The sequence below is a fragment of the Streptomyces sp. S186 genome (genome assembly GCF_051603415.1).
Lineage (GTDB): Bacteria > Actinomycetota > Actinomycetes > Streptomycetales > Streptomycetaceae > Streptomyces.
On record NZ_CP193932.1, the window covers coordinates 735,196 to 758,177 of the forward strand.

The 22,982-nt window shown below is 68.6% G+C and carries 18 protein-coding genes, 1 tRNA gene and 3 pseudogenes; 16 read left to right on the plus strand and 6 right to left on the minus strand.

All coding sequences use genetic code 11. The features are described from left to right. Positions 1 to 8: 8 nt before the first annotated feature. The 5 genes and pseudogenes from ACRAS8_RS03240 (at position 9) to ACRAS8_RS03260 (ending at position 8,310) form a co-directional block, all read left to right on the plus strand. A complete protein-coding gene (locus ACRAS8_RS03240) occupies positions 9 to 2,381 on the plus strand; it encodes a hypothetical protein (RefSeq protein ID WP_438484225.1) in 2,373 nt (790 codons plus the stop codon). A 1-nt stretch (position 2,382) separates the two neighbouring features. Beyond that, positions 2,383 to 6,255: a hypothetical protein gene (locus ACRAS8_RS03245; protein WP_438484226.1), complete on the plus strand. Its 3,873-nt coding sequence runs from the start codon at positions 2,383 to 2,385 to the stop codon at positions 6,253 to 6,255. A 10-nt stretch (positions 6,256 to 6,265) separates the two neighbouring features. Further along, positions 6,266 to 6,523, plus strand: a pseudogene (locus ACRAS8_RS03250) (transposase family protein); the annotation flags it as partial. A gap of 563 nt (positions 6,524 to 7,086) precedes the next feature. Further along, positions 7,087 to 7,560, plus strand: coding sequence for a hypothetical protein (locus ACRAS8_RS03255; protein ID WP_438484227.1), 474 nt, complete (start codon positions 7,087 to 7,089; stop codon positions 7,558 to 7,560). A gap of 57 nt (positions 7,561 to 7,617) precedes the next feature. Next, on the plus strand, positions 7,618 to 8,310 hold the full coding sequence (locus tag ACRAS8_RS03260) for a hypothetical protein (RefSeq protein WP_438484228.1): 693 nt from the start codon (positions 7,618 to 7,620) through the stop codon (positions 8,308 to 8,310). 120 nt (positions 8,311 to 8,430) lie between these two features. On the opposite strand, the gene ACRAS8_RS03265 is transcribed toward ACRAS8_RS03260, so the two are convergent. After that, on the minus strand, positions 8,431 to 10,077 hold the full coding sequence (locus tag ACRAS8_RS03265; RefSeq protein WP_438484229.1) for a hypothetical protein: 1,647 nt from the start codon (positions 10,075 to 10,077) through the stop codon (positions 8,431 to 8,433). An 893-nt stretch (positions 10,078 to 10,970) separates the two neighbouring features. Between ACRAS8_RS03265 and ACRAS8_RS03270 the strand changes: the two are divergent. Both ACRAS8_RS03270 and ACRAS8_RS03275 read left to right on the plus strand, forming a co-directional pair. Continuing rightward, positions 10,971 to 11,201 (plus strand): annotated as a pseudogene (locus ACRAS8_RS03270) (DDE-type integrase/transposase/recombinase); the annotation flags it as partial. Positions 11,202 to 11,444: 243 nt separating this feature from the next. Further along, on the plus strand, positions 11,445 to 11,774 hold the full coding sequence (locus ACRAS8_RS03275) for a histone-like nucleoid-structuring protein Lsr2 (RefSeq protein ID WP_438484230.1): 330 nt from the start codon (positions 11,445 to 11,447) through the stop codon (positions 11,772 to 11,774). Positions 11,775 to 12,494: 720 nt separating this feature from the next. On the opposite strand, the gene ACRAS8_RS03280 is transcribed toward ACRAS8_RS03275, so the two are convergent. After that, complete coding sequence (locus ACRAS8_RS03280; protein WP_438484231.1) at positions 12,495 to 13,772, minus strand: hypothetical protein; 1,278 nt, start codon at positions 13,770 to 13,772, stop codon at positions 12,495 to 12,497. Between the two features lie 309 nt (positions 13,773 to 14,081). Here ACRAS8_RS03280 and ACRAS8_RS03285 point away from each other — a divergent pair. Continuing rightward, positions 14,082 to 14,591: pseudogene (locus ACRAS8_RS03285) on the plus strand (alpha/beta hydrolase family protein); the annotation flags it as partial. A gap of 244 nt (positions 14,592 to 14,835) precedes the next feature. After that, positions 14,836 to 14,909: transfer RNA gene (locus ACRAS8_RS03290), tRNA-Met, on the plus strand. Between the two features lie 105 nt (positions 14,910 to 15,014). On the opposite strand, the gene ACRAS8_RS03295 is transcribed toward ACRAS8_RS03290, so the two are convergent. Then, complete coding sequence (locus ACRAS8_RS03295) at positions 15,015 to 15,212, minus strand: hypothetical protein (RefSeq protein ID WP_438484232.1); 198 nt, start codon at positions 15,210 to 15,212, stop codon at positions 15,015 to 15,017. Further along, complete coding sequence (locus ACRAS8_RS03300) at positions 15,181 to 15,804, minus strand: hypothetical protein (RefSeq protein ID WP_438484233.1); 624 nt, start codon at positions 15,802 to 15,804, stop codon at positions 15,181 to 15,183. Before ACRAS8_RS03300 ends, ACRAS8_RS03295 begins: the two co-directional genes overlap by 32 nt. Before the next feature lies 1 nt (position 15,805). On the opposite strand from ACRAS8_RS03300, the gene ACRAS8_RS03305 reads away from it, so the two are divergent. From ACRAS8_RS03305 to ACRAS8_RS03325, 5 genes are all read left to right on the plus strand, one after another. Continuing rightward, positions 15,806 to 16,036: a hypothetical protein gene (locus ACRAS8_RS03305; RefSeq protein WP_438484234.1), complete on the plus strand. Its 231-nt coding sequence runs from the start codon at positions 15,806 to 15,808 to the stop codon at positions 16,034 to 16,036. 54 nt (positions 16,037 to 16,090) lie between these two features. Further along, entirely contained in the window at positions 16,091 to 16,327 is a 237-nt protein-coding gene (locus tag ACRAS8_RS03310; protein ID WP_438484235.1) for a hypothetical protein, read from the plus strand. Between the two features lie 45 nt (positions 16,328 to 16,372). Beyond that, a complete protein-coding gene (locus ACRAS8_RS03315; protein WP_438484236.1) occupies positions 16,373 to 17,008 on the plus strand; it encodes an ATP-dependent Clp protease proteolytic subunit in 636 nt (211 codons plus the stop codon). A gap of 6 nt (positions 17,009 to 17,014) precedes the next feature. Further along, positions 17,015 to 17,332: a hypothetical protein gene (locus tag ACRAS8_RS03320; RefSeq protein WP_438484237.1), complete on the plus strand. Its 318-nt coding sequence runs from the start codon at positions 17,015 to 17,017 to the stop codon at positions 17,330 to 17,332. A 416-nt stretch (positions 17,333 to 17,748) separates the two neighbouring features. Continuing rightward, positions 17,749 to 18,240, plus strand: coding sequence for a C40 family peptidase (locus ACRAS8_RS03325; protein WP_438484238.1), 492 nt, complete (start codon positions 17,749 to 17,751; stop codon positions 18,238 to 18,240). Positions 18,241 to 18,334: 94 nt separating this feature from the next. Here ACRAS8_RS03325 and ACRAS8_RS03330 read toward each other — a convergent pair whose 3' ends face one another. Next, positions 18,335 to 18,781, minus strand: coding sequence for an ATP-binding protein (locus ACRAS8_RS03330; protein WP_438484239.1), 447 nt, complete (start codon positions 18,779 to 18,781; stop codon positions 18,335 to 18,337). Between the two features lie 277 nt (positions 18,782 to 19,058). Continuing rightward, entirely contained in the window at positions 19,059 to 20,255 is a 1,197-nt protein-coding gene (locus tag ACRAS8_RS03335; protein WP_438484240.1) for an 8-amino-7-oxononanoate synthase, read from the minus strand. Positions 20,256 to 20,482: 227 nt separating this feature from the next. On the opposite strand from ACRAS8_RS03335, the gene bioB reads away from it, so the two are divergent. Beyond that, the gene (gene bioB / locus ACRAS8_RS03340) at positions 20,483 to 21,634 is read left to right on the plus strand and encodes a biotin synthase BioB (RefSeq protein ID WP_438484241.1); all 1,152 of its coding nucleotides are present in this window, start codon (positions 20,483 to 20,485) and stop codon (positions 21,632 to 21,634) included. After that, positions 21,627 to 22,931, plus strand: a complete 1,305-nt coding sequence (locus ACRAS8_RS03345; protein WP_438484242.1) for an adenosylmethionine--8-amino-7-oxononanoate transaminase — start codon at positions 21,627 to 21,629, stop codon at positions 22,929 to 22,931. The genes bioB and ACRAS8_RS03345 overlap by 8 nt, the downstream gene beginning before the upstream one ends. Positions 22,932 to 22,982 lie beyond the last annotated feature (51 nt).

Genomic DNA, 22,982 nt, shown 5'->3' on the forward strand with positions numbered 1-22,982 from the left:
AGCCGCCCGTGACCACGACACCCACACCGGCCCCGGACACGAAGCCCGGTCTGAACCTCTACGACCGCTGGCAGCCCACGCTGGAGCCAGGTGAGTACCACATCGACGTCACCCAGACGGTGTCCCATACCGGGTGGACGTTCAAGACGCCCCCGCAGGCGTTCACTGTCGGCGTCCCGCGCTACAGCATCGCTCAGAGCGAGGTGGCGGGATGCTTCCCGGCGCCGGGCGCCCAGCTGGCCTGTGGGCACCTGCTGCCTTACGTGTCGCTGCGCGACCCCTACCTGCCCTGGGAGACAGGCCTGAACCTACCGCCCGCCGCGGCACAGGTGTGGGGGAAAGGACCCTGGCCATCGATGACACTGCTGATCCTGGCCGACGGTGAGGTGCCTGCAACCGACGTACGAACGGGCCAGGCCCACGACCTGATGGACAAGACCCAAGTACCGGCCGACGTGGTGCTGCCCGACCTCACACACATGAAACCACCCGCAGAGGCGGCGTGCACCACCGTTGATCTGCCCGCAGAGCGCTTCGACCTGCTACCCAAGCCCGCGGAGCTGGTGCTGATGGCCCATGTGCGCGAACCGCTGACCCCAGCCAAGGGCCAGGACGACACCGTGACGAAGCAGCCCGCCTGCAGCGAGATCATCGCCATCCGGCTGCCCACTCCCGCCTTGGCCAAGCAGGCCCGCCACTACACCGCCCATCTGGTCTCCCTGGTCGGACAGGAGCAGAACCTGACCACGCCTCCCACAGGGAAAAAGGTACGGCTGGTGTCCTTGTACTCCTGGTCGTTCAGCTCCACTCCCGACCCGGGAGAGAGCGCCACGGAGGCGTTCAGCAGGATGCAGAAGGAGCTGGAGCACGGCGGCAGCGGGGGACGGCTTCGGTATCCCGATCCCGGCGGGACGGGAACGGCCGCGAAACGGCTGAAGGCCGGCTACGTGCCCACCGCTTACCAGGTGGTCACTGGTGAACGGACCACCGCCTGGTATCGGGGGCCGTTGATGACGGCCGACCACCGTCCCAAGGAGCCTCCGTCCCACGACGTGCTGCGGTGTGCGGACGAGGCACTGGTGTACCTGCCCGAGGAGGGAATGTTTGACATCTCGCTGGCGGTGGCGTGGACCCTGGGCTGCCAGCTCGTCTACAGCCGCCGGGATCTGTGCGACCAGATGCTGAGGTTCACGGCACAGGCGCAGGAATGCGCAACGGCCTTCGCGTTGGCCTCGCACCCTGTTGCTGCGGGGCGTCCCCTCAACCTGCTGACGGGAGCCCAGCACTTGGCCGCACTGGCCGAGGGGCTGACGGAGCTGGCTGATCCGGGATGGTTGCGCCGCGCCTTCGTGAGGGGCCTCGACGACGGCTTCGGTGACCGGCTGCTGACCGCTCTGGCCCGCGCCACCGCTCCCGGGGCCGGCGGCCGCCCCGTGGTGAAGGACACGGACAGGACGGTTAAGTCCGGCACGGCGACGGGCGGCACGGCAAGGGACGACGAGGGGGACAAGGGGGTGGATGTCAAAGCGAACACCGAGCGCGTCCTGGCCGATCCGGCGACCGCCCAGGCCCTGCGGTACGCCGTGGCGGCCCGCTGCGCCCGGCACATGCACCTGCCCATCCCGTCGTTCGACGACACCGGCGACGCCGACACGTACCTGTGGGATCCGGTGGCCATGCTGGCCCTGGTGCCGACCTGGTACTTGCTTCCGCTGGCCGATGCGGTCCTGCCGCCCGACAGTGTGCGGGTGTTCCACCTCGACGACCAGTGGCTCAGCGCCTTCGCCGACGGCATGCTCACCGTGGGCTCCCACACCGGGCTGGACGCCCTGCTCACCCCTGAGCTGAAGAAGGTCGTCTTCAAACTGCAAAAAGGGGCCTACAACCCTGCCTGTGGCATGCTGATGCGTTCTCCCGTGCTGCGCCACTGGCCGCAGGACCCACCCCCGGCTCCTCCCATCACGCGTTCCCGGCTCGACGCCCCCCAGCACACGTCCGAGGACTTGCTGTTCAGCGTCGAGGGAGGAGCACGGCTGATCACCCGCCGCCAGCTCGGGCCGGAGACCGCACTGTTGCTCTTTGACAAGGTCCCAACGAAGGTCGTCCTGCGGGAGCCCGCACATGTGCTGGAGTTCGGCTTCGGCGACGGGGACGGGGACGAAGTCATCCTGCGTAACGTCAAGGGCGAAGCCACCGGGGAGACGGTCAAGGCGGTGTTCCGCTCCGGTCCGCCCACCGGGGTCAAGGTCCTGGACGCCCCAGGCCTCCTGGAGGCCATCAAGCGCAAGCAGCCCTCCAAGGGCCTGTCCGACCCCGAATTCATGGCGTTCCAGCTGTTGCACCCTCCCGCCCTCCTCGACATCGACACGAAAGGGGCCTGACGTGTCCGCCGGCACCCGCCCACTCGTCGTCCCCCTGGCCGTTGACGCCCTGATGGCCAACGACACCACGATGGACCCTCCCCCCGAGCGTTTTCACCAGCCCGATTTCTCCCAGCTGAAGTCCCATGGCCAGCCCGAGTCCCACAGCCCGGTGACTGATGCTTTCCGCGGGGTGTGCCTGCAGTGGGAACTGCCGGCGGCGCTGCGCACCGGACGGCCCGATCCCGCCACCCCCGGTGGGCTGCGTTTCCCGCACCTGCCCAACCGATGGCTGATCGTGCGCCACAGTTTTCCCACCCTGCCCGACACTCCCGCCCCGAAACCGGAAGTCCGGGCCTGGCTCATCCGCACCGGGGTGGAGAACAAGGACGAGGCCAATGAAGTGGATTACGCGGCGGCGTTTCTGCCCGGTGCTCCCGCAGAAGACGAAGGCGGTTTCCCCACCACGGTGTCGTACGGTCAGGTCATCCCCCTGGACGGCACGGGTACCGTCCCTGCTCCGAAGAACGAGATCCCGCTGACTGCGGACAGCTCCGGCATGCCGATGTTCGTCAGCTATCAGCCCTACAACCAGAACATCCTCTCCTTCCACGACAAGAAGGAATGGCTCCAAGCGGTTCAGCCTCCCCCCTCGGCGCTGAACGGAAACGAGATCACCGTCAACTACCTGGTGGCCGGCTGGTACACCGCTCCCGCCACCGACCTGCTGCTCACCACCCCCAAGGAACGGCTGCAGACGACGCTCGACGCACTCGGCTGGACCCTCCCCGCAGGCACCGAACTCCCCGACGTCACAGGCACCCTCTACATCGGCGCAGTCGTGGGGATGCCCTGGAACGACAAGTTATCGGTCAACCCCTATCTGAGCCCTGACCTAGACGGGAAAGGTCACCCGATCCCGCTGGATCTGGAGGGCCGGCCCTCGCCGGGCGAGGTGACGCCCGCCCTGGGCCACTCCTCCGTCGAGGCCCTCACCGCCCTCCTGAGATACGAGGGCCAGCTCGACCCGCTCGAGGAAGCCATGTTCGAACTGGTCGAGTACAACCTGCTCGATGCCCCACCGCGGCCCTCCCTGCCCGACCACACCCTCGAACCGGCCGCCGACCACGCACTGGACTACACCCGCCACGACTTCACCTTCACCCACCACCCGGGAAGCCACCGCTGGCAGCTGGCAGCCTCCCCCGTCTCACCCCCGCCCCCGGCCCCCACCAAGCCTCAAATCAACGCCCTGAAAGACCTCAACACCGCACAGGACACCTACGACCGTGCCGCACGTACCCTCACCGATCTCACCACCCGCCTCAAAGGACTGTGGTGGATCACCAGCAACCCCGGCGCTGACGAACCCAAGAAACCGACCGGCGACCAGTGCACCGCGATGCAGAACCTGGCCCGGCAGATCCACGACTGCCATACCACGCTGAAGGACCTCACCGGGAAGATCCCCTCTGGCAACACCCCCGAGGACCTCGCCAAGGCCGTCAACGCCTGGCAGACCCAGCACGACATCAACCCCCAGCAGTACACCCTGCAACGTGCTCCACTGCCCCCCTTCCGGCAAAGCGGCAACCCCGTCATCGCCCTGGGCCGGCTCCTGGACAAAAAGCGCACCCCCGAACACGACGGCCACCTCGGCGGCCCCCTCCCCGTCCGCCCCACCCTGCCCCCCGGCACGGACTGGTCCCCGCTCTCCCAAGACGAGCAGACCAGACTCCGCGGTGACCTCTCCCCCCTGGCCACCATCCATCTGCCCGCCCTGCTGCACGAGTTCCACACCCTCGCCGAAGGCGCCCGCGCCATCGTTCAGCCCCACACCCCCACCAGCCAGACCCCACCACGCAGCAAGGCCACCGCCGACCACCTCACCAAGCTTGTGGGCCCACACCCCTACCTCGACTGGTGGCATCAGCCGTGGAAGCCGGTACTGGTGAGATGGAGCGCCAACTTGTACCCCACACCGGCCACCGGCGCCACCTCCCACTACGAGTTCACCGACGCCCAGGGCACCACACCCGCGCGGTACACCCACAAAAAGAACGTCAAAAAGATCACGGACAGAGCCAAGTGCAGGAAACTCTCCGGCTACGGCTTCCTTCTCCCCCTCCTCGCCGCCCACACCCGCTACCGCCTCCAACACGCCCAAAGCGTCCTCACCCCCGAAAGCGAGGCATACAAAGTCTGCAGCAGACTGGTCGACAAGCTGCACAAGCACGAGGCCGAAACCCTCAACGCCCTGTCCTTCACCCTCGTCGGCCTCAACGAAACACTGGCCAACCGCAAGAACGACATCCCCCTGCGAACCCGCAGCGTCCAAGCCCCCGACGGAACCGACGACCTCACCTACGACCCCGAGCCGGCCGACGGCTACTTCACCCCCGAGCCGCCCGTCCTGACTGCGAACATCCCCCACCTACCCCTCGACGCCCAGAACATCGTGGGCGACGCCGCCAGTGACAAAGCTGCCCTGGGCGACGGAATTTTCCCACCCGCACGCGCGGCACAGGTCCAACTGACCGGCCTCACCATCATCGACACCTACGGCCGCACCCACACTCGCGTCGCCGACTACGGTGTCTGGACCGACTCCATGCAGGTCCACCCGGACACCATCAGCTACGAGGGCATCCCCAACCCGACCACCCAGGCAGACCTGTCACCCCGTCTACACCAAGGCGGCCGCCTGCGCTTCGACTACCTCGACAGTCCCACCGGCACCCCCCTGCCCGAACTCCCCATCGCCCAGACCGGCAACCCCGTCCACGGCTGGCTCCTCCCCACCCGCTTCGGCGACCGCCTCTCCCTCCTGTGCTACACACCCGAAGGAAAACCCCTCTTCGACCTCCACTACCTCGCCAAAGACCCAACTCACGCCCGTATCCGCCCCCTGCCCCACTCTCGCTATCAGACCCCCCACGACGACGGCTTCAAGGAGGCCCACCGCCAGCTCGCCTCATTCCTCATCCCGCTCTCCCCCTCCCAGAGCACCACCCCCGCCAACGACCTCAGCCCACTGGCCGAACTCTTCCACTCCCTCGACAAAAGCCTGGCCCGCATCACCCCACCCAGCCCCCAAGGCCCCGACAGTCGACCCCTCGCCCTCCTCATCGGCCGCCCCTGCGCCCTGGTCACCACCCGCCTGCGGCTTGAACTCGACGGCCCGCCCCTGCCCGACACCACCCCCAAGGCCCTCGCCGACGGCGGCCCGGCCCCCACCGCCTCCTGGCCCGTCCGCCTGGGCGACCCCCGCCTCACCAACGACGGCGTCCTCGGCTACTTCCTTCCCCACGACACCACCTGGCGGCACTTCCGCACCCCCGACCCCTACGCCGGCGGCAGCTACACCCAACCCATCAACAACGACACCGACATCACCCTCACCCCCCAGGACCCCACCGGCAACAGCCCCACGGACACCCACATCACACTTCTCGTAACCCCCCACAACCCCATCACCGCGATCACCGACATCCTTCCCGTCACCCAACTGACCCTCCCCCACGCCCTCATCGACCAGGCCCTGAGCACCATCGAACCCGCACTCCCTCTCGGCCCCGTCCTCATCCCACCAGCCCCCACCCCCAAAACGCCCACCCTTCCAACCGCCCCCCCAGCCCCTCTCGCCATGCTCACCCCCCTCCTCGGCACAGACCACGGCACCTGGGCCTGGACCCAACCCGCCCCTCCCACCACACCCGGCTCCCCTCCCACCACACCCGACTGGGAAGACCACCCCCTCACCCCACCCCCACCCACCGACCAAGCCCCCGGCCCCCTCCCCCACGCCCACACCGGCTACCTCCAACTCAAACCCACCCCGCCCAAGACACCAGACCACCCACGCCCCCCTACGCCCACCCATGGCAGAACCTGATCACGAGCCCATCTCCACGGGCACCGCACACGCCTACATCGCAACCGTCACCGTCCTGCTCGACAGCACCCTGGCGGAGTGCGGCCGGACCGGCAACAGCCGGGCCGCCTACTCCGACAAGCACCGTCAGCACAGGGCGAACACGCAGGTGGCGGCCGACTCGGCCGGGCGGCTGCTGTGGATCTCACCCGCACTGCCCGGCCGTGCCCATGGCCTCACCGCCGCCCACACCCACCGGATCATCCGGATCTGTGAGCGCCAAGGCATTGATGAGGCCTCTGTGGACGGTTCAGGCAAGATTCTGGTGAAGCGTGACGGAACGTCAACTTCCTGGCGCCGCGAGACCCTGAGCCCCACGCGGCCGCGAACAGCCAATCTGGTCGACCTCTGCCAGACGGCCGCCCAAGCCCGCGTCCCTACATGCCAACGCCCGCGCGAACCGGACTCCACCCGTACGGGCGGGCGCGGCCGACGCAATACCGTCCCGCCTGCCCGCCATTCAGCGACCACTCAACTAATAGGGAGCAACCGATTGTGTTTCATATGCGACTAGCCCGGCTCGAGGCACGTGAGGCCGCACCGGCGCATCGCCGCCGCGCGCCACGGCCCTGCCCGAACGGTGCCGAGAAGGTGATGACGATGCCCCTGCGGTTGCGCAGCCCGGACCGACGCCGGTCGGGAAGGCGACGGTCTCTGGGTGTAGCGGCCCTGGCCGCCGTACTCGTGTGCGCCGGGTCCGCGACGTCGGCAACGCCTGCGGCGGGCCCGGCAGGACTGCGGGCGCCGGCCCCTCGCTCGGCCCCCTTCCCCAACTATGTCGCGCCAGCGTACGTGCAGAACATGGCCGCCTGGTGGCGGGGCGTCACAGCAGCCACGCGCGTCGCAGGACCTAACTGGGACCACTCGCAGGCTCCCCTCGGCTATAGGCTCAACCACGGCACCACGGGATGGCCCGAACCGGCCATTCCGATCCCTGCGCCGGGCTACTGGCGTTACTTCTTCAACGGGGCTAATCCGGAGACCCATGCTCAGGGCCAGTGGTGGATCGCCTACAAGGGGCCCTTCAACTCGATGCGGAACGTGCCGGGCTACTGCGGGAACGCCACCGCGGCAGGGCCGGCTGTCACGAACTTCGCCCCCTACTTCCCGGCTGGACACGCATACGACGAGTACGACGTGCACGTGTGGGGTCGCAACAACCGGTGGGTCCCCAGGGGCGTCGAGCGGCTCGTGTACGACGTGCAGGCTGATGAGGCCTGGTTTACGCCCGACCACTACTGCCACTTCGTGCAGCAGCCCTACTAACAAGGGCGTCGGCCGGGACAGGGCCGATGCCCGGATCATCCTCGAAGGTGGCCCAACATGCCTGAAGCCACGTCGGATCCGTATGGGGACCTGAAGATCGGAAGCACGGATGTCAAGCTTTCGGTGGTGTACCAGAAAGGCGACTTCATCCGCCAGTGCGGGAGCGCGGACAACATCTCCTTCGCCGACTTTTCGACCTGGGTGAGCAGCGCCTGGAAAAAGGACCTGCCCGATGCCCTGAAGGGGGTGACCATTGAGCACCTGGCCGTCACCATCGAGACCACGGGCAGCGGAGGCGCACAGCAGCGCACTTTCGCATTCGATGCGGTGTTCGATTTCCCTCTGGGGCAGACGCCGGCCGTGTTGTCGCTGGGCGTCACCTACACCACCGTCGGGAGCACCTTCCGGGTGTCCGTTCAGCTGCAGTTGACAGGAACCGGGACGGGCATGCAGCTGAGCGGCACCTTCGAGCGCGATCATGCTCGCGGGTGGGGCCTGGTGGTGCAGTGGCAGGCGGAGGAGGGGGAAGGTCTGTCGCCGGCGGACCTGTGCGACGCCCTTGGGGTGCGAATGCCCGACGAACTCGAGGACGTTCTCGGCGGCATCGAATTGTCGTCCGTGGTGGTGCGGTACTGGTCCCAGGGCGCCCAGCTGGCGTGTGTGGCCACGGTTGGAGCCCACCCAGGGAGCGCGCGTGCGGCCGGCGTCGATATCGGGGCATCCCTGGTGTTCGTGTCGATGTCCGCGTAAGGGGCTCCTGACCAGCAGTGATAGCGAACTGCGACTGGAGTAGTAGGTGTGTCCGCTGCGCGACGGGCCCACTGCCGAGTCGGCGGCAGTGGGCCCGCGTGTGCGATCTACCCGGCCTCCCTACTCATTTCGGTGAGCGACGGGGTTGTAAACGGTTCCGTAGGAAGGGCCCTCACCCGGGCACAAGAGCTGGATGTCGATGGGTAGAGGTTTGTTGGGGTCGATGGTGTGTGTGGGGTCGCTGTTCTGGATTTCAACTGTGCCGTCGGATCCGTCCTTCACGATCTGCGCCCAGAAACTCTTGGCCCAGTCCGGGTCGACCGTCACGTCCTTTTCCACGCCGAAACTGAGGGTCCACTTGACGGTGCGGTCCTTCTTGGCGTTGATGGCCAGTTCGAAGGAGTAAATATACTGCGGCTTGTCCCAGGCCTTTTTCCAGTGGCTCATGAGCTTCTGGGACACCGTGAGATTCGGGTCGGTCACCGTGAAGTGGACGACGGCGTCCGGGGACTCCTGGCCACCCTTGTGGGCCACTGCGTGGATCTCGTGCGCACCCATGGACCACTCCTGGACGGGGGTGTACGCCCAGTCTCTTCCGATGAGCCGGGCGGGGCCAAGGCCCTTGCCGAAATCGGTCAGAGTGACTTGGTCGGCGCTGGCGGCAGTTCCCTTGATCTGCTGGCGCAGGCCGACCGTTTCCTTCTCTTTCGGGTCGGTGATGACCGGGGGCAGCACCGGTGCGGGGACCACGTCGAAGTGCACGACGACCGAGATCGACTCATCCTTTCCCTTGCGGGCGAACACCTCGACTTCGTGCTTCCCCAGCGACCAGTCCCTATCAGGATTTAGTGTCCATTCCTTGCCGGTCGGCACGACTGAGCCGATTTCCTTGCCCCCTTCCCGTGCCACGACCTTGTCGGCGTCGGTCACCGTGCCCTTGAGGTGCTGCTGCGGATACACCCTCGCGCCGTCGGTCGGCTCCGTCACGACCGGCGGCTTCACCGGCGAGAAGGCATTCTTGACGCGGAAAAGCTTTCCCTCGTTCGAGTTGGTGACGAAAGCGTCCTTGCCCCATGAGGCCGTTCCGTGCGTATCGCCGAGTTCAGATACGACCTGTTCCTTGCTCTTCGTCTTCAGGTCGACCCGCCAGAGGATCCCGGTCGCAGCGTCGGGGGCGAAGAGCGCGTCGCCTTCGACGAGGGCGAGGTCGTACAGATGCGAGAAGCCGGTCGCGAGGTCGGAAGTCGCACCGCCCGCCAGGTCGACCTGGAGGATGGTCTGGTAGTCCCGCACCACGTAGGCGTACTTCTCGTCCTTGTCGATTGCCACGCTGTGGTATGTACCGGAGGGGACGGAATAGCTCTTGATGACCGTGCCCTCGGGGGTGAGCTTGTACAGCGGGCCACTCTCGCTGGCCAGGAGGTAGAGGGTGCTCTTCTGCGAGTTCATCGCGACACCCATCGACTCCGCCCGGTCTGTCGGGCCGATGGCGACCTTGCTGCCACTTCCGAGGTCGACCTTGTGAAGCCTGCCGCCGGAATCGACGTCCGGGGTGTACGCGTTGCCGTGGCCGTCTAGAACGACGGTGTGCGGGTCACCTAATCCGTCGGCAACGGCCTTCGAGCTCCCGCTCTTGAGGTCGACCTTGACGAGAGAGCCCCGCGAGCACACGTAGGCGACATTGTCGGCGCCATCGATGGCGAGCCCATAGGGGCTGCCGAGGCCCTGCGTCACAATCTCTTTGTACGGCTCGGTGTTGCTTTTCACTGCTGTCTCCGTTCTGGCGCCCCACAGCGAAACGCGAGGCCTCGGGAATCGGTCGAACAACGAGTCGACCGATGTTCGAAATGGTGCTTACCGTGGACGCACCCATCATGCCGATCCCTGGCGGCCCGACCAAGACGGACCATACTCCGACAGCCGAGAAAGAGACATAAACAAACGATGGCAGTCGGAGCCGTGCTCTCCATCTGTCAGGTCACTCACGGCGACGTAGGCCACGCGCGCCACATGCGCCGAAATTTCGGATCACACCGTTGACAACACCCCATCGCGAGATCAGGCCTGGCCACGCCCGACGCGTCACTTGTGCCCGGGCCGCAACACCTCATTGACTCGACATCAGTTCAGTGTCGTTTGCACTCCGGTGAAGAACTTTGACTTTCGGCGGGATTCCTGCAGTAGCGCCACCGCGGGAAAGTCCGGGGCGTTCAGGGGCGGCAGAGGGCCCGGGTGTGCGCCACGTCGTTAGCCTCGAACTTGCATGAGTGTCCGTCAGCGCGGCGGTGAGGGCAGGTAGCTGGAGAAGGTTGCTGATCTCCGGCCCCGGTAACAGCCTCGCTCGCGTTTCCCGCCTCCCGGCCCGATCAGGCGGGAAACTGGGAAACCAATAGGAAACGATCATGCAAACCTCCGCGACGTACTACACGAAGACGCAGCGGACTACCCGAACACGCATAGTGAGCCACAGGTCAGACGATGACCATCCCTCTAACCTCCCACATCCCAACTCAGCGGTTTCTTCAGCAGCCACATCGAAGGAGACGCAGCTCGTCCTGGACGCCCTCGAGATGACCTCGTGGCAGCGCGACCGAGATCAACACCCAGACCCCAGAGGCGAGTTGGTACATCACTCCGATGGGCGCTGTCAACAAGCTCCCCTCTTCGAGCGCGGCATCACGGTCTCGTACGAGACCGTCCGGGCCTGGTGCGCCACCTTCGGCCCTGCCTACGCCGAACAGCTGCGCCGCCGGCAGTACCGCCCGGGTGACAAGTGGCACCTGGACGAGGTGTTCATCAAGGTCAACGTGATGCGCTGCCTGTGGCGCGCGGTGGACCAAGACGGCCACGTCCTCGACATCCTGGTGACCAGCAAGCGCGACGCACGGGCCGTCGGGTAGCAGCGCCATGCACCATGTCTCCGCCGGATCCGTGGGGTGCGGGGCATGAGTCAATGTGGGGTGATCAGCTCGAAAGCGACCATGAACCGCGCGGTGTAGATCCTCGGAAAGTGCGCGCGTCGACGCCAGCCGTGTAGCCTCAGCGAGCCCTTCCCTCGTCATGCCCATGCTTGATTCTCCCAGAGGTCCGCGCGGGGGCAGATAGCGCCTCCTGCCAGCTCATACAATCGCCGCATGGCCCAGAAAGTTGTAACTATCTACACCGATGACCTCACGGGCGAGGAAAGCTCAGAGGCCACGACGCACGTCCTCTCCTTGGATGGCGTGGAGTACGAAATTGATTTGGCTCCCGACAGCTACGACCAGTTGCTGGAAGCAATGGCGCCCTTCACCAACGTAGGACGCCGGATCCGCAAGACCGGCGGCAAGGCCCGCAAGGCAGCGGCTGTCAGCCGTGAGGACAGCGCCGCCGTCCGGGCCTGGGCCAAGGAGGCCGGCTACGACGTATCGGCCCGCGGCCGAGTCCCGGCCGAGGTACGCGAGGCGTACGCCAAGGCCCACTGATCTACTCAAACATCGGAAGGCCCTTCACAGAGTGAGGGGCCTTCCTCATACCCGTTGGCATGCGAGCGGATCGCCCCAGACGGATCCTGCCTGTATGGCAGCACCGATTGTTGTTCACCCCCCGGAGCCGATCGGAGGACGGCGTCGTGAGCTGGCCGGGACTCCTCTGACATTGAAGTCCGGCGACGAACCTCGGGCAGGAAGCGCCGGTCCGAGAATCAGAAACCGCCCCGGCGCTCCCTGCTCTGCTTAGCCTCGATTCACCGGCCGGGTTCTGACGTGGCTGTTTCTGTGTTTTCGGGGTGATGGCTGGTCGGAGGCCATGCGGTGTCCGCTGGTCTGCCCAGCTTTTCCACATAGGTTCCGGTCGGGCGCTCGTGGGCGGGATGGTCAGGTCGGTCACCCTGTAGCGGGTGCGTGGGTGGCGGTGAACAGTTCAGTGAACACATCGCGCCAGGACCAGCCTTCCGGCAGGTGCAGGTAAGACGTCGGGCGGATCGCGCGAGACGGGCGGGAACGTGGATCAGGTGCGCGCGGAGGGTGACGGTGGTGGCCTTGGCGTGGAAGACGGAGGCCAGTGCTCCGGCGCTACGCAGCAGGTTGTGGCTGATGGCCCACAGGGGCAGCCAGGCGGCGTTGGCGTTCAAGTGCCCTCGTGGCGGACCTACCCGAGAAAGAAGGCCCGGTAGGGTCCGCCGGGCCTTTGGACGCGGGCGGCTACTACGCGAGCGACTTCGCGAAGAGGCCGTAGAGCTTCTTGTACGCGTCGTCCTTCTTCGGGACCAACACCTGCACAGTAATGGTCAGATGGCCCTTGGCAGGGACGATGTGGACACCCTCGGGCGGGGAGCCGAGGAGAACCTCGCCGTGGGAACCGTCCTCGATGATCATCCCCCAGAAGATGGCGACGAACTGCTTTGCCAGAACCGATCCGTCGGGGAGCTGTCCGAAGCCGAGATTCCAGTGCTTAACAGCCGTTTCTCCGGCGTGCATGGTGATGTCGTAGGAGTAGATGTACTTGTGGGTCTCCCCGTCCTCCCAGCTGGAGTTGAACTTGCACTCGACCCTGAGGTCCGGGTCGGCCGCAGTGAAATTCACCGTGTCGGGGTCCGACTCCTGAGCGCCGCGCACGGCCTTGGCTGTCACGCTGTGCTTGCCGAGGCTCCAGGCGCCCTGTGGGATGCAACTCCACACGTTTGTGGTCACCTCGGCGGTGCCGATCTCCTTACCTCCTTCGGTGAGCGTCACCGTGTCGGCGTTGAACGCGACGCCGTCGACGGAGACGCCGGTGTCCACCTTGGCACCCTCCTTGGGAGAGCGGATGTCCACGACGGGAGTCGGCAGGGTGACGTAGAAGCGCAGGTATGCCTTGCCGGACGTCACGTTGTCCCGCACGGCCATGGCCGAGAGGTCGCGCTGCCCGAGCGGCCAGTCGGTGTCCGGCGTGTACTCCCACGTGCTGTCCTTGACCGGGCACGTGCCCAGCTGCTTGGCCCCTTCGTAGAGCAGCACCTGCTGCGCGTCGGGGGTGGTACTGCCGCGTACTGCCTGCCGCCGGTTCTGGGTCTGCGCGCCGGCCTTGGGCTCGGTGAAGACCGGGAGCGGGACGGGCTTGGCAGCCGCGAGAGCCGACTGGGCCTGGTCGTTCCACGTGTGGGTCGGGCTCTCCGAGAGCGGGATCTTGGTCAGGTCTGCAATCACCGAGTTAGCGGCCACGGGTAGCTGCGAACCGCCCTGGTTGGTCCGGGTGAAGAGAATGTTGTTCTTTCCGGTGTTGTTGACGACGCTGCTCACGCCGTCGTCGCTCTGGTTGAAGCCGTAGTCGCTGAAATTGTTTGCCGTTCCGTTGGCGGGAATGACGAGGATCTTGTCGCGCGGTCCCCCCACGTTGAAGTTCACGTCGGCGAACAGACAGAAGGAATTTTCCGGAGCCTTGTCCTCGCCCCGGCCGCGAATGACATACGGTTCGCCTGCAGAGTTACCGTTTCCATTGGCCACTTGAACACCATCTTCCGATCGCCGACTGGGTCACCGAAGGCTGCCCAAGTACCGAGTCGACGTCAATCACAAGAAGAATGTTCGAACTTGTTTAGGCCACATGTGGCGTTGGCTGAATTCCAATCGGCGTATGGCTGGGAAATTACGGTGGGAGTCATTCCGTAGCTGGCGCCATCCCGAGTTCGACAGTTGGTGGGCTGCGGGGCGGTTCGGAGAGCGATCTATGCAGGTGAGAGGCAGGTTGTTGGTCCAGAGCTGTACGGAGGCGTGGGCCAAAAAATCGGGGGGAGTATTGCTCTGTGGTCTGTGAGGGTCGCTGTAGCCGGGCACTCGATGGGCGGGCACACCGCCGGCCTGCTGCTGGGCGCCCGGCTCACCGATCCCCGCGACGGAACGGAAGCGAACCTGGCCGAGCCCCGCATCAAGGCGGGTGTCCTGCTCGCCGCGCCCGGCAGAGGCGGCGATGCCCTCACTGAGTTCGTGGCCGAGAGCTACTGGTTCTTCCTGACCACGGACTTCTCCGCGATGACGACACCCGCGCTCGTGGTCGCCGGCGACAAGGACCCCTCTCCCCACCTGACGGTTCGCGGCACCGGCTGGCACACCGATCCGTACGTCCTCTCCCCCGGCCCCAAGTCCCTGATCACCCTGTTCGGCGCAGAGCACGGGCTCGGCGGGGTTTCCGGATGCGACGCCGCCGAGACCACGGACGAGAACCCCGAGCGAGTCACCGCGGTCCAGCGGCTCACCTGGGCCTACCTCCGCACCGAGCTCTACCCCGGGGATTCCGCCTGGCAGCAAGCGTGTGACGCGCAGACGGTCGGCCCCAGCTCACTCGACGGGTCGAATGCTAGTGAGCCGCATGACTGGGCCGCCCTCGCACGCGCCACCTCCGAGGAGAGCGGCCTTCCCGACCCTGACTTACGCCGCGCAGAGCCAGAGCCTTGATGGCTCGTCTCACCGGCTGGGCGTGGATGCGGTGGCGCAAAGGGGGGCGCCAGCGAGCTGGAACGACAACCGATTCGGCTGATCCGGGACAGTGACGTAGAGTTCAGCGTGCCGTCGCGGGGTGGAGCAGCTCGGTAGCTCGCTGGGCTCATAACCCAGAGGTCGCAGGTTCAAATCCTGTCCCCGCTACTTGATGTGAGGGACTGGTGGATTCCACCAGTCCCTCACTGCGTACGCAGTCGCCTCGGATCCACTCCTGCGATCGGACGGGCCGCTCCCGTCGGGCTGTGCGTGTCAGACCGTCGGGTAGCCGGTCGCCTTGAGGCCGTTGTTGTGCTGCTTGATGACGCGCAGCACGTCCGCCTCGCGGCCGGTCAGTGGGCTCGCGCCGCCGGCCAGTGCTTCCGCGGCCAGCGCCGGATCCACGAAGCGCAGGCCGGCGTGGACGCGGCGGATCGCGTCAACCAGTTGTTCGGACGGGGAGTCCTTCACGACGCAGCCGGCCGCGGGCGCGGCCATCGCCCGCGAGAGGTAGCCGGGCCGGCTGAAGGTCGTGCAGATGATGGTGCGGCAGCCGGGCAACGCCTGTTGGAGCTCGGCGGCGACGGTCAGGCCGTCCCGGCCGAGCATCTGTTACGTCGAGCAGCGCAATGTCGGGCGTAGTCCGCTGCGCGGCGGCCAACACCTCGGTGCCGGTGCCGATCTCGGCGACCACGTCGATGTCGGGTTCGAGGAGGAGCACGGCCGCGAGGGCGCCGCGTACGAGTGCCTGGTCGTCGGCCAGCAGGACGCGGATCATGTCGGCTCGCCTTCCTGTGATGGTGCGAGGTGGTTCGCCGGGTCGGGCCCGCGGGGCGAGGACCCGGAACCCGTCGCCGGGGGTGGGTCCGTGTTCAAGGGTGTCCGACACGGCGGCAAGCCGTTCGGTGAGGCCGGTGAGTCCGTTGCCGGCGCGCGCCCCGCCGGTGTAACCGCCGTTGTCGGTGGCCTCGACCCAGTCGGGCCCGATGCGGACGGTGCACAGTTCGGCGTCGGAGTGCCGCAGCACGTTGGTGACCGCCTCCCGCACGACGTAGCCGAACACCTTGCGCAGTTCGGCGTTCCTGGTGCGCGGCCAGCCGCTTGACCTGCTCGCGTGCGGTCCGCAGGTGACCGATCGTGAAGTTGAGCGCGAAGACGGTGCCGAGTGCCGCGGTCACGCCGACGAGGATGGCCACCTGCGCCCAGGTCACCTCTCCCCGGGCGAGGCGCATCCAGACGATCTGCTCCAGCACTGTGACAAGGCCGAGCAGCAGCGCATGTCATCTATGTCCTGAGGCCACACACGACACTGCCCATGGCCACGAGCGCATGAGTGTCCGACTTCGGTCGTGCAGACCCTCGTGGACCCGGTCATCGAGCAGGGGCGAGGCATCGCCACCCGCTACGAGAAGGCCGCAACCATCTACCCGGCCGGACGTCACATCGCAGGCATCTTCCTCTGCCGCCCGGTGATCCAAACGAAGGTTCGTAGAGAAATTTGTGAGACGTACGCCCTCGACGAACAGTCAAAACGGCCTCTGACCTGGGCATTTGACTTGATCACTAGGATCGCGATTCCATTCTAACGGGATGTACGTCCTGTACATTTTTTACAGAGGAAGGGAGCGGTCATGCTGCCGCCGTCGACTCGCTACGTCCTGCCGGAGTTCACCGAGCGCACCAGCTACGGGACCCGGACGCTGGACCCGTACTCCAAGCTGCTCAGCGAACGGATCGTCTTCCTGGGCACGGCCATCGACGACGCCTCCGCCAACGACGTGATGGCGCAGTTCGTCCACCTCGAACACGCCGCACCGGGCCAGGACATCTCGCTCTACATCAACTCCCCCGGCGGCTCGTTCACCGCGATGTCCGCGATCTACGACACCATGCGCTTCGTCTCCTGCGACGTGGAGACCGTGTGTCTGGGCCGGGCATTCTCGGCGGCCGCGGTCCTGCTGGCCGCCGGCACCCCCGGCAAGCGCCTGGCGCTCCCGCACGCACGGGTGATGCTCCATCAGCCGGCGTTCGGCGAACCCGCCGAGGGCCAGACCTCCGACCTGCAGATCCAGGCCGAGGAACTGCTGCGCACCCGCGCCAAGCTGGAGGAGATGCTCGCCGAGCACACCGGTCAGCCCCGGGAGCGGATCGCCGCGGACATCGAGCGGGACACCTTCTTCGACGTGCCCGCCGCCCAGGAGTACGGCCTGATCGACGGCCCGACCCTCGGCCGCAAGGGCGCGGCCCGCCGGCCCGTCGGGCAGTGATGCGCGATGCTGCCGGAACTCCCGCCGCTGCCCGCCCTGACCCGCGCCGAGGGGCAGTTGATCGACAGCTATCTGGAGATCGTCGACCTGCTGGGGCGGATCAACCCGGCCCGCGGCACCAGCACGTACAGCGGCTTGCGTGCGGCCCAGGCACTGGTGAGCAAGTCCACCGAACTGCGGGAGGCGCTGACCCTGATGCACCAGCGCGGGGAGCGCGAACTGCACACCGCGACCCTGGGCCGGGCCCTTCGGGTGCTGGACGGTGAGCGCCGGGCGCGACGGGTGACCGTGCCGCCCCAGGACGGCCCCCGGACCGGCGTCTGACCCCGCCGTCGCGGGGCATGCCGGAGCCGTACGGGCCCCGGCGCGGGGACCGTTGCCGACGCGGCGCCCCGCGCGCCGGGACACGTACGGCTCCGGCGTGCACAGACGGCGTAGCGTGCGCGGCGGTGCCGGGAGGGCGAGGAATTGCGCGGGTCACGGACATTTCCCGGATGCCCCGGGTTTCGGCGCTGGTCCCGGCCCCGTCTCCGCCGCCGATCCCGCCCCGTACGCCGCAAGTCCACCCAAACAGCGCAACCGTGACCAATGTCACACACCGCATTTTCAGCTCGGAAATCGGGCGCGCGGTGCGTGACGATCCCTTCGACGACAAGCCCCCGCCACAGCGACGGGGCGGTCCGGACGGACAGCTGATCCCACCGTCGTCCGGATCACCGGCTGACGAAGGGTTGTTGCGCATGACCATGCGCGTGCAGATGCCGCATCTGCTGGCGCGTGCCGGCACCGTCTCCGCCCTCACCCTGGTCACCCTGGGCGGCGCCGCGGTTCCCAGTGTGGCCGCGGAGACCCCGGGAACGGCCGCGGAGGTGTCCTTAGTCTCCGTGCCCGCCAAGGCCCTGCGGGTCGCCGCGTCCAAGGAGGGCGCCCCCTACAAGTGGGGGGCCCAGGGGCCGGACAGCTTCGACTGCTCCGGACTGACCCGCTACTCCTACCGGCGCGCCGGACGGGCCCTGCCGCGCACCGTGGTCCAGCAGTACCGCCACACCGAGCACGTCTCGCGCTCTTCCCGCAAGGACGGCGACCTGGTCTTCTTCCATTCCGGCAAGCGCATTTACCACGTCGGCATCTACGCCGGCGACGACCGGATCTGGCACGCCCCCAAGGCCGGCGCGGTGGTCCGCCTGGAGCGGATCTGGAGCCGCTCCGTCTGGTACGGGCGGGTGCTCTGACCCGGGCGGGCACACGCGGTCCGACGGGCCTGGCGTCATCCGGCGGTTGGCGCCGCCGCGCCGGCTGCGCGAGCGCGGCACGAAAAGCGGCGGGTCAGACGCCGTCGGCCCGGCACGGTGCCGTGGCCGGCCAGGGCACCGTCACCCAGACCGTCTTGCCGCCGGCCGCGACGGGCTCTACCCAGAGCCGGCCGCCGCGGGAGGCCGCCAGGGAGCGGATGATGACCAGGCCCCGGCCGTTGTCCTGCTGCACGGCCGCGGGCAGCCGGAGCGGCGGGCGGGGATGCGCGTCGGTGACGCCCAGGCACAGCTGTTCGTCGCGGTCGAGACGGAGGGCGACGGTGAAGGCCGGGGAGCGGCCGCGGGTGTGCTGGACGGCGTTGGTGGCGAGTTCGGAGACGATCAGCAGGAGGTCGTCGGCGGCCGCCGAGCCGGGCGGCAGGCCCCATTGGACGAGGACCTCCCGGACGTGTCCGCGGGCGGCGGCGACCGAGGCGGGGAGGCTCGGCAGAGTGCGGGTGGATTCCTGGTGGTCTGCCATGACGACGCCGTCCCTTTCCCACCGAGGCGCGCCTGCGGCGCCGGGAAGCCAGGGATGCCGGCCGGTGCCGGCGGCCTCGGATGTGTACTGTGCGCCAGACTGCCACCCATGCTGCCGGTGTGGTGGGCCATCGCCCAAGACATACGGATTTCTAGCGTCGTTCTCTCGCCCGATGCGGTGAACTCTGCTGCGGCGGAGGGCGTTTGGGGTGTATGGGCCGTCCGGGGCGGCGCGCCGCCCGTGGTGTCGCGGCTGCCGCCGTCGCCGGACGGCGCCGTCAGGCCACCGGGGCGGTCGCCAGGATCGTGTCGGCGGCGGTGGCGATCTGGGTGTCCGTCAGGTCCGCGCGGGCGGTGAGCCGCAGCCGGGAGATGCCGTCGGGCACGGACGGCGGGCGGAAGCAGCCGACCGCGAGCCCGGCCGCCCGGCAGTCCGCGGCCCAGCGGACCGCCGCCTCCGGGGAGGGGGCGCGCACCGAGATCACCGCGGCGTCGGGGCGGACCGCCGTCAGGCCCGCCGCGGTGAGCCGGGCGTGCAGCTCCCGCGCCACCTGCCGGACCCGCGCGGGGCGGTGCGGCTCGCGGCGCAGCAGCCGCAGGGCGGTGAGTGCGCCGCCGGCCGCGGCCGGCGCCAGGCCGGTGTCGAAGATGAACGAGCGGGCGGTGTTGACCAGGTGCTCGATGACCCGGGCCGGGCCGAGCACCGCACCGCCCTGGGCGCCGAGCGACTTGGAGAGCGTCACCGTAGCCACCACGTCGGCGTCCCCGGCCAGCCCGGCGGCCCGCAGCGCCCCGCGGCCCCCCTCGCCCAGCACGCCCAGCCCGTGCGCGTCGTCGACCAGCAGGGCCGCGTCGCGCGTCCGGCAGGCGTCGGCGAGCGCGGGCAGCGGCGCGGCGTCGCCGTCGACCGAGAAGACCGCGTCGGTGACCGCCAGCGCCCGCCCGTGGTGGGCGGCCAGCGCGCCGCGCACGGCCTCCGGGTCGGCGTGCGGGACCACCTGGGTGCGGGCCCGGGAGAGCCGGCAGCCGTCGATGAGCGAGGCGTGGTTGCCGGCGTCGGAGACGACCAGGGTGCCGGGCGCGGTGAGCGCGGTGACCGCGGCGAGGTTGGCGGTGTACCCGGAGGAGAGCACCAGCGCCGCCTCGAAGCCGCAGAACTCGGCGAGTTCGCGCTCCAGCCGGGCGTGGAGTTCGGTGCTGCCGGTGACCAGCCGGGAGCCGGTCGCACCCGCGCCCCACCGGCCGGCGGCCTCGGCCGCGCCCCGGGTCACCTCGGGGTGCCGGGCCAGTCCGAGGTAGTCGTTGCCGGCCAGGTCCAGCAGCGGGGAGTCGGCGGGCCGGGGCCGCAGGGTGCGGACCAGGCCGGCGCGGCGGCGTTCGGCGCGGGCGGTGTCGATCCAGTCGAACGCGACGCCGGAGGCGGGGCGGGTGGCCGCGGCGCGCGACAGCGGCGGGGCGGCGGGATCCTGGAGCATCGGCGTCCTTCGTCGGTCGGCCCGGGAACGGCCCGTTCCGGGCCCGGCGAACGGGCATGGCGGAACGGCTTCCGGCAACTGGTTGGCGGCGCCCCGATTGTGGGCTGTCGATAGACGTTAGCGGTCGTTCCGCACGGAGACGGTGTGGTGATACACACACCCCGATCGACCGCCATTGTGGGAATCCTCCTTGGCCGGGGGCCGGGGCGTACGCCAGGATCATCGCCATGGACCTGCTGAACACACTGGTGGACAAGGGACTCCGGCGCGAGGTGCCGACCCGTGACGAGGCGCTCGCCGTACTGGCGACGTCCGACGACGAACTGCTCGATGTGGTGGCCGCGGCGGGGAAGGTGCGCCGCGCGTGGTTCGGGCGGCGGGTCAAGCTCAACTACCTCGTCAACCTCAAGTCCGGCCTGTGCCCGGAGGACTGCTCGTACTGCTCCCAGCGGCTGGGCTCGAAGGCGGAGATCCTCAAGTACACCTGGCTCAAGCCCGACGACGCCTCCAGGGCGGCAGCGGCGGGCGTGGCCGGCGGCGCCAAGCGGGTGTGTCTGGTCGCCAGCGGCCGCGGGCCCACGGACAAGGACGTGGAGCGGGTCTCGGAGACCATCTCCGCCATCAAGGAGCAGAACGAGGGCGTCGAGATCTGCGCCTGCCTGGGGCTGCTCCGCGAGGGCCAGGCGGAGCGGCTGCGCGCGGCCGGCGCCGACGCCTACAACCACAACCTCAACACCTCGGAAGCCACCTACGGCGACATCTGCACCACGCACGACTTCGCCGACCGCGTCGACACCGTCCAGCAGGCCCAGTCGGCGGGGATGTCCGCCTGCTCCGGGCTGATCGCCGGCATGGGCGAGACCGACGCCGACCTGGTCGACGTGGTCTTCGCGCTGCGCGAACTGGACCCGGACTCGGTGCCGGTCAACTTCCTGATCCCGTTCGAGGGCACGCCGCTGGCGAAGGAGTGGCACCTCACCCCGCAGCGCTGCCTGCGGATCCTGGCGATGGTGCGGTTCGTCTGCCCGGACGTGGAGGTGCGGCTGGCGGGCGGCCGCGAGGTGCATCTGCGCAGTCTGCAGCCGCTCGCGCTGCACCTGGTCAACTCCATCTTCCTCGGCGACTACCTGACCAGCGAGGGCCAGGCCGGCAAGGACGACCTGGCGATGATCGCGGATGCCGGGTTCGAGGTGGAGGGCACGGACACCGCCACGCTGCCGGCGCACCGCCGGAAGGCGGCGGACGCAGGGGACGCGGCGGACGCGGCGCCGCAGGCCGGGGCGGCGGCCGCCGTGCCGGCCCCCACCGAGGGGGCCAGGACCGACCTGGTCGCGGTGCGCCGCCGCGGCGCCGGCACCGACCTGCCGCCCAATGCCTGAGCCGCTCACCCCGGAGGAGCTGCTGGCCCTCGACCGGGAGCACGTCTGGCACCCGTACGGGCCGATGCCCGGCCGGAGCGAGCCGCTGCTGGTCGAGTCGGCCGCCGGCGTCCGGCTGCGGCTGGGCCGGCCGGCCGAGGGGCACGTGGAGCTGGTCGACGGCATGTCGTCGTGGTGGTCGGCGGTGCACGGCTACAACCACCCGGTGCTCAACGACGCGGTGCGCGGCCAGTTGGACCGGATGAGCCATGTGATGTTCGGCGGGCTCACCCACGAGCCCGCGGTCCGGCTCACCAAGCGGCTGGTGGACCTCACCCCCGAGCCGCTGCGGCACGTCTTCCTCGCCGACTCCGGCTCGGTGTCGGTCGAGGTGGCCGTCAAGATGTGCCTGCAGTACTGGCGTTCGGTGGGCAGACCGCGCAAACAGCGGCTGCTGACCTGGCGCGGCGGCTACCACGGCGACACCTGGCAGCCGATGTCGGTCTGCGATCCGGACGGCGGGATGCACGAACTGTGGCAGGGGGTGCTGCCGCGGCAGATCTTCGCGGACGCGCCGCCGCCCGGCTTCGACGCACCGGTCGACCCCGGTTACGCGGACCATCTGCGCGAGCTGGTCGCCCGGCACGCCGACGAGCTGGCCGCGGTCATCGTGGAACCGGTGGTGCAGGGCGCGGGCGGGATGTCCTTCCACTCCCCCGGCTATCTGCGGGTGCTGCGGGACGCCTGCGACGCGCACGGCGTGCTGCTGGTCTTCGACGAGATCGCCACCGGCTTCGGCCGGACCGGCGCCCTCTTCGCGGCCGGACACGCCGGGGTCGCACCCGATGTGATGTGCCTGGGCAAGGCCCTGACCGGGGGTTATCTGACCCTCGCGGCGACGCTGTGCACCGCGGAGGTGGCCGACGGGATCTCCTGCGGCGCGCTGCCGGTGCTGGCGCACGGCCCGACCTTCATGGGCAATCCGCTGGCCGCCGCGGTCGCCGAGGCGTCCGTCGAACTGCTGCTGTCCCAGGACTGGGCACAGGAGGTCAAGCGGATCGAGACCGGGCTCCGGGAGGGCCTGGCGCCCGCCGCGGAGCTCCCGGGGGTGCGCGAGGTGCGCGTGCTGGGCGCGATCGGTGTCGTCCAGCTCGACCACCCGGTGGACATGGCGGCGGCGACCCGCGCCGCCGTCCAGGAGGGCGTGTGGGTGCGCCCGTTCCGGGACCTGATCTACACCATGCCGCCGTACATCACCGGCGACGAGGACGTGGCGCGGATCTGCGCCGCGGTGCGCGCGGCCGCCCGCGCGGGCTGAACCGCGCCGCGGGCGGGGCCGGCCGCCGGTCCGCCCCGCCCGCGCCCCTCC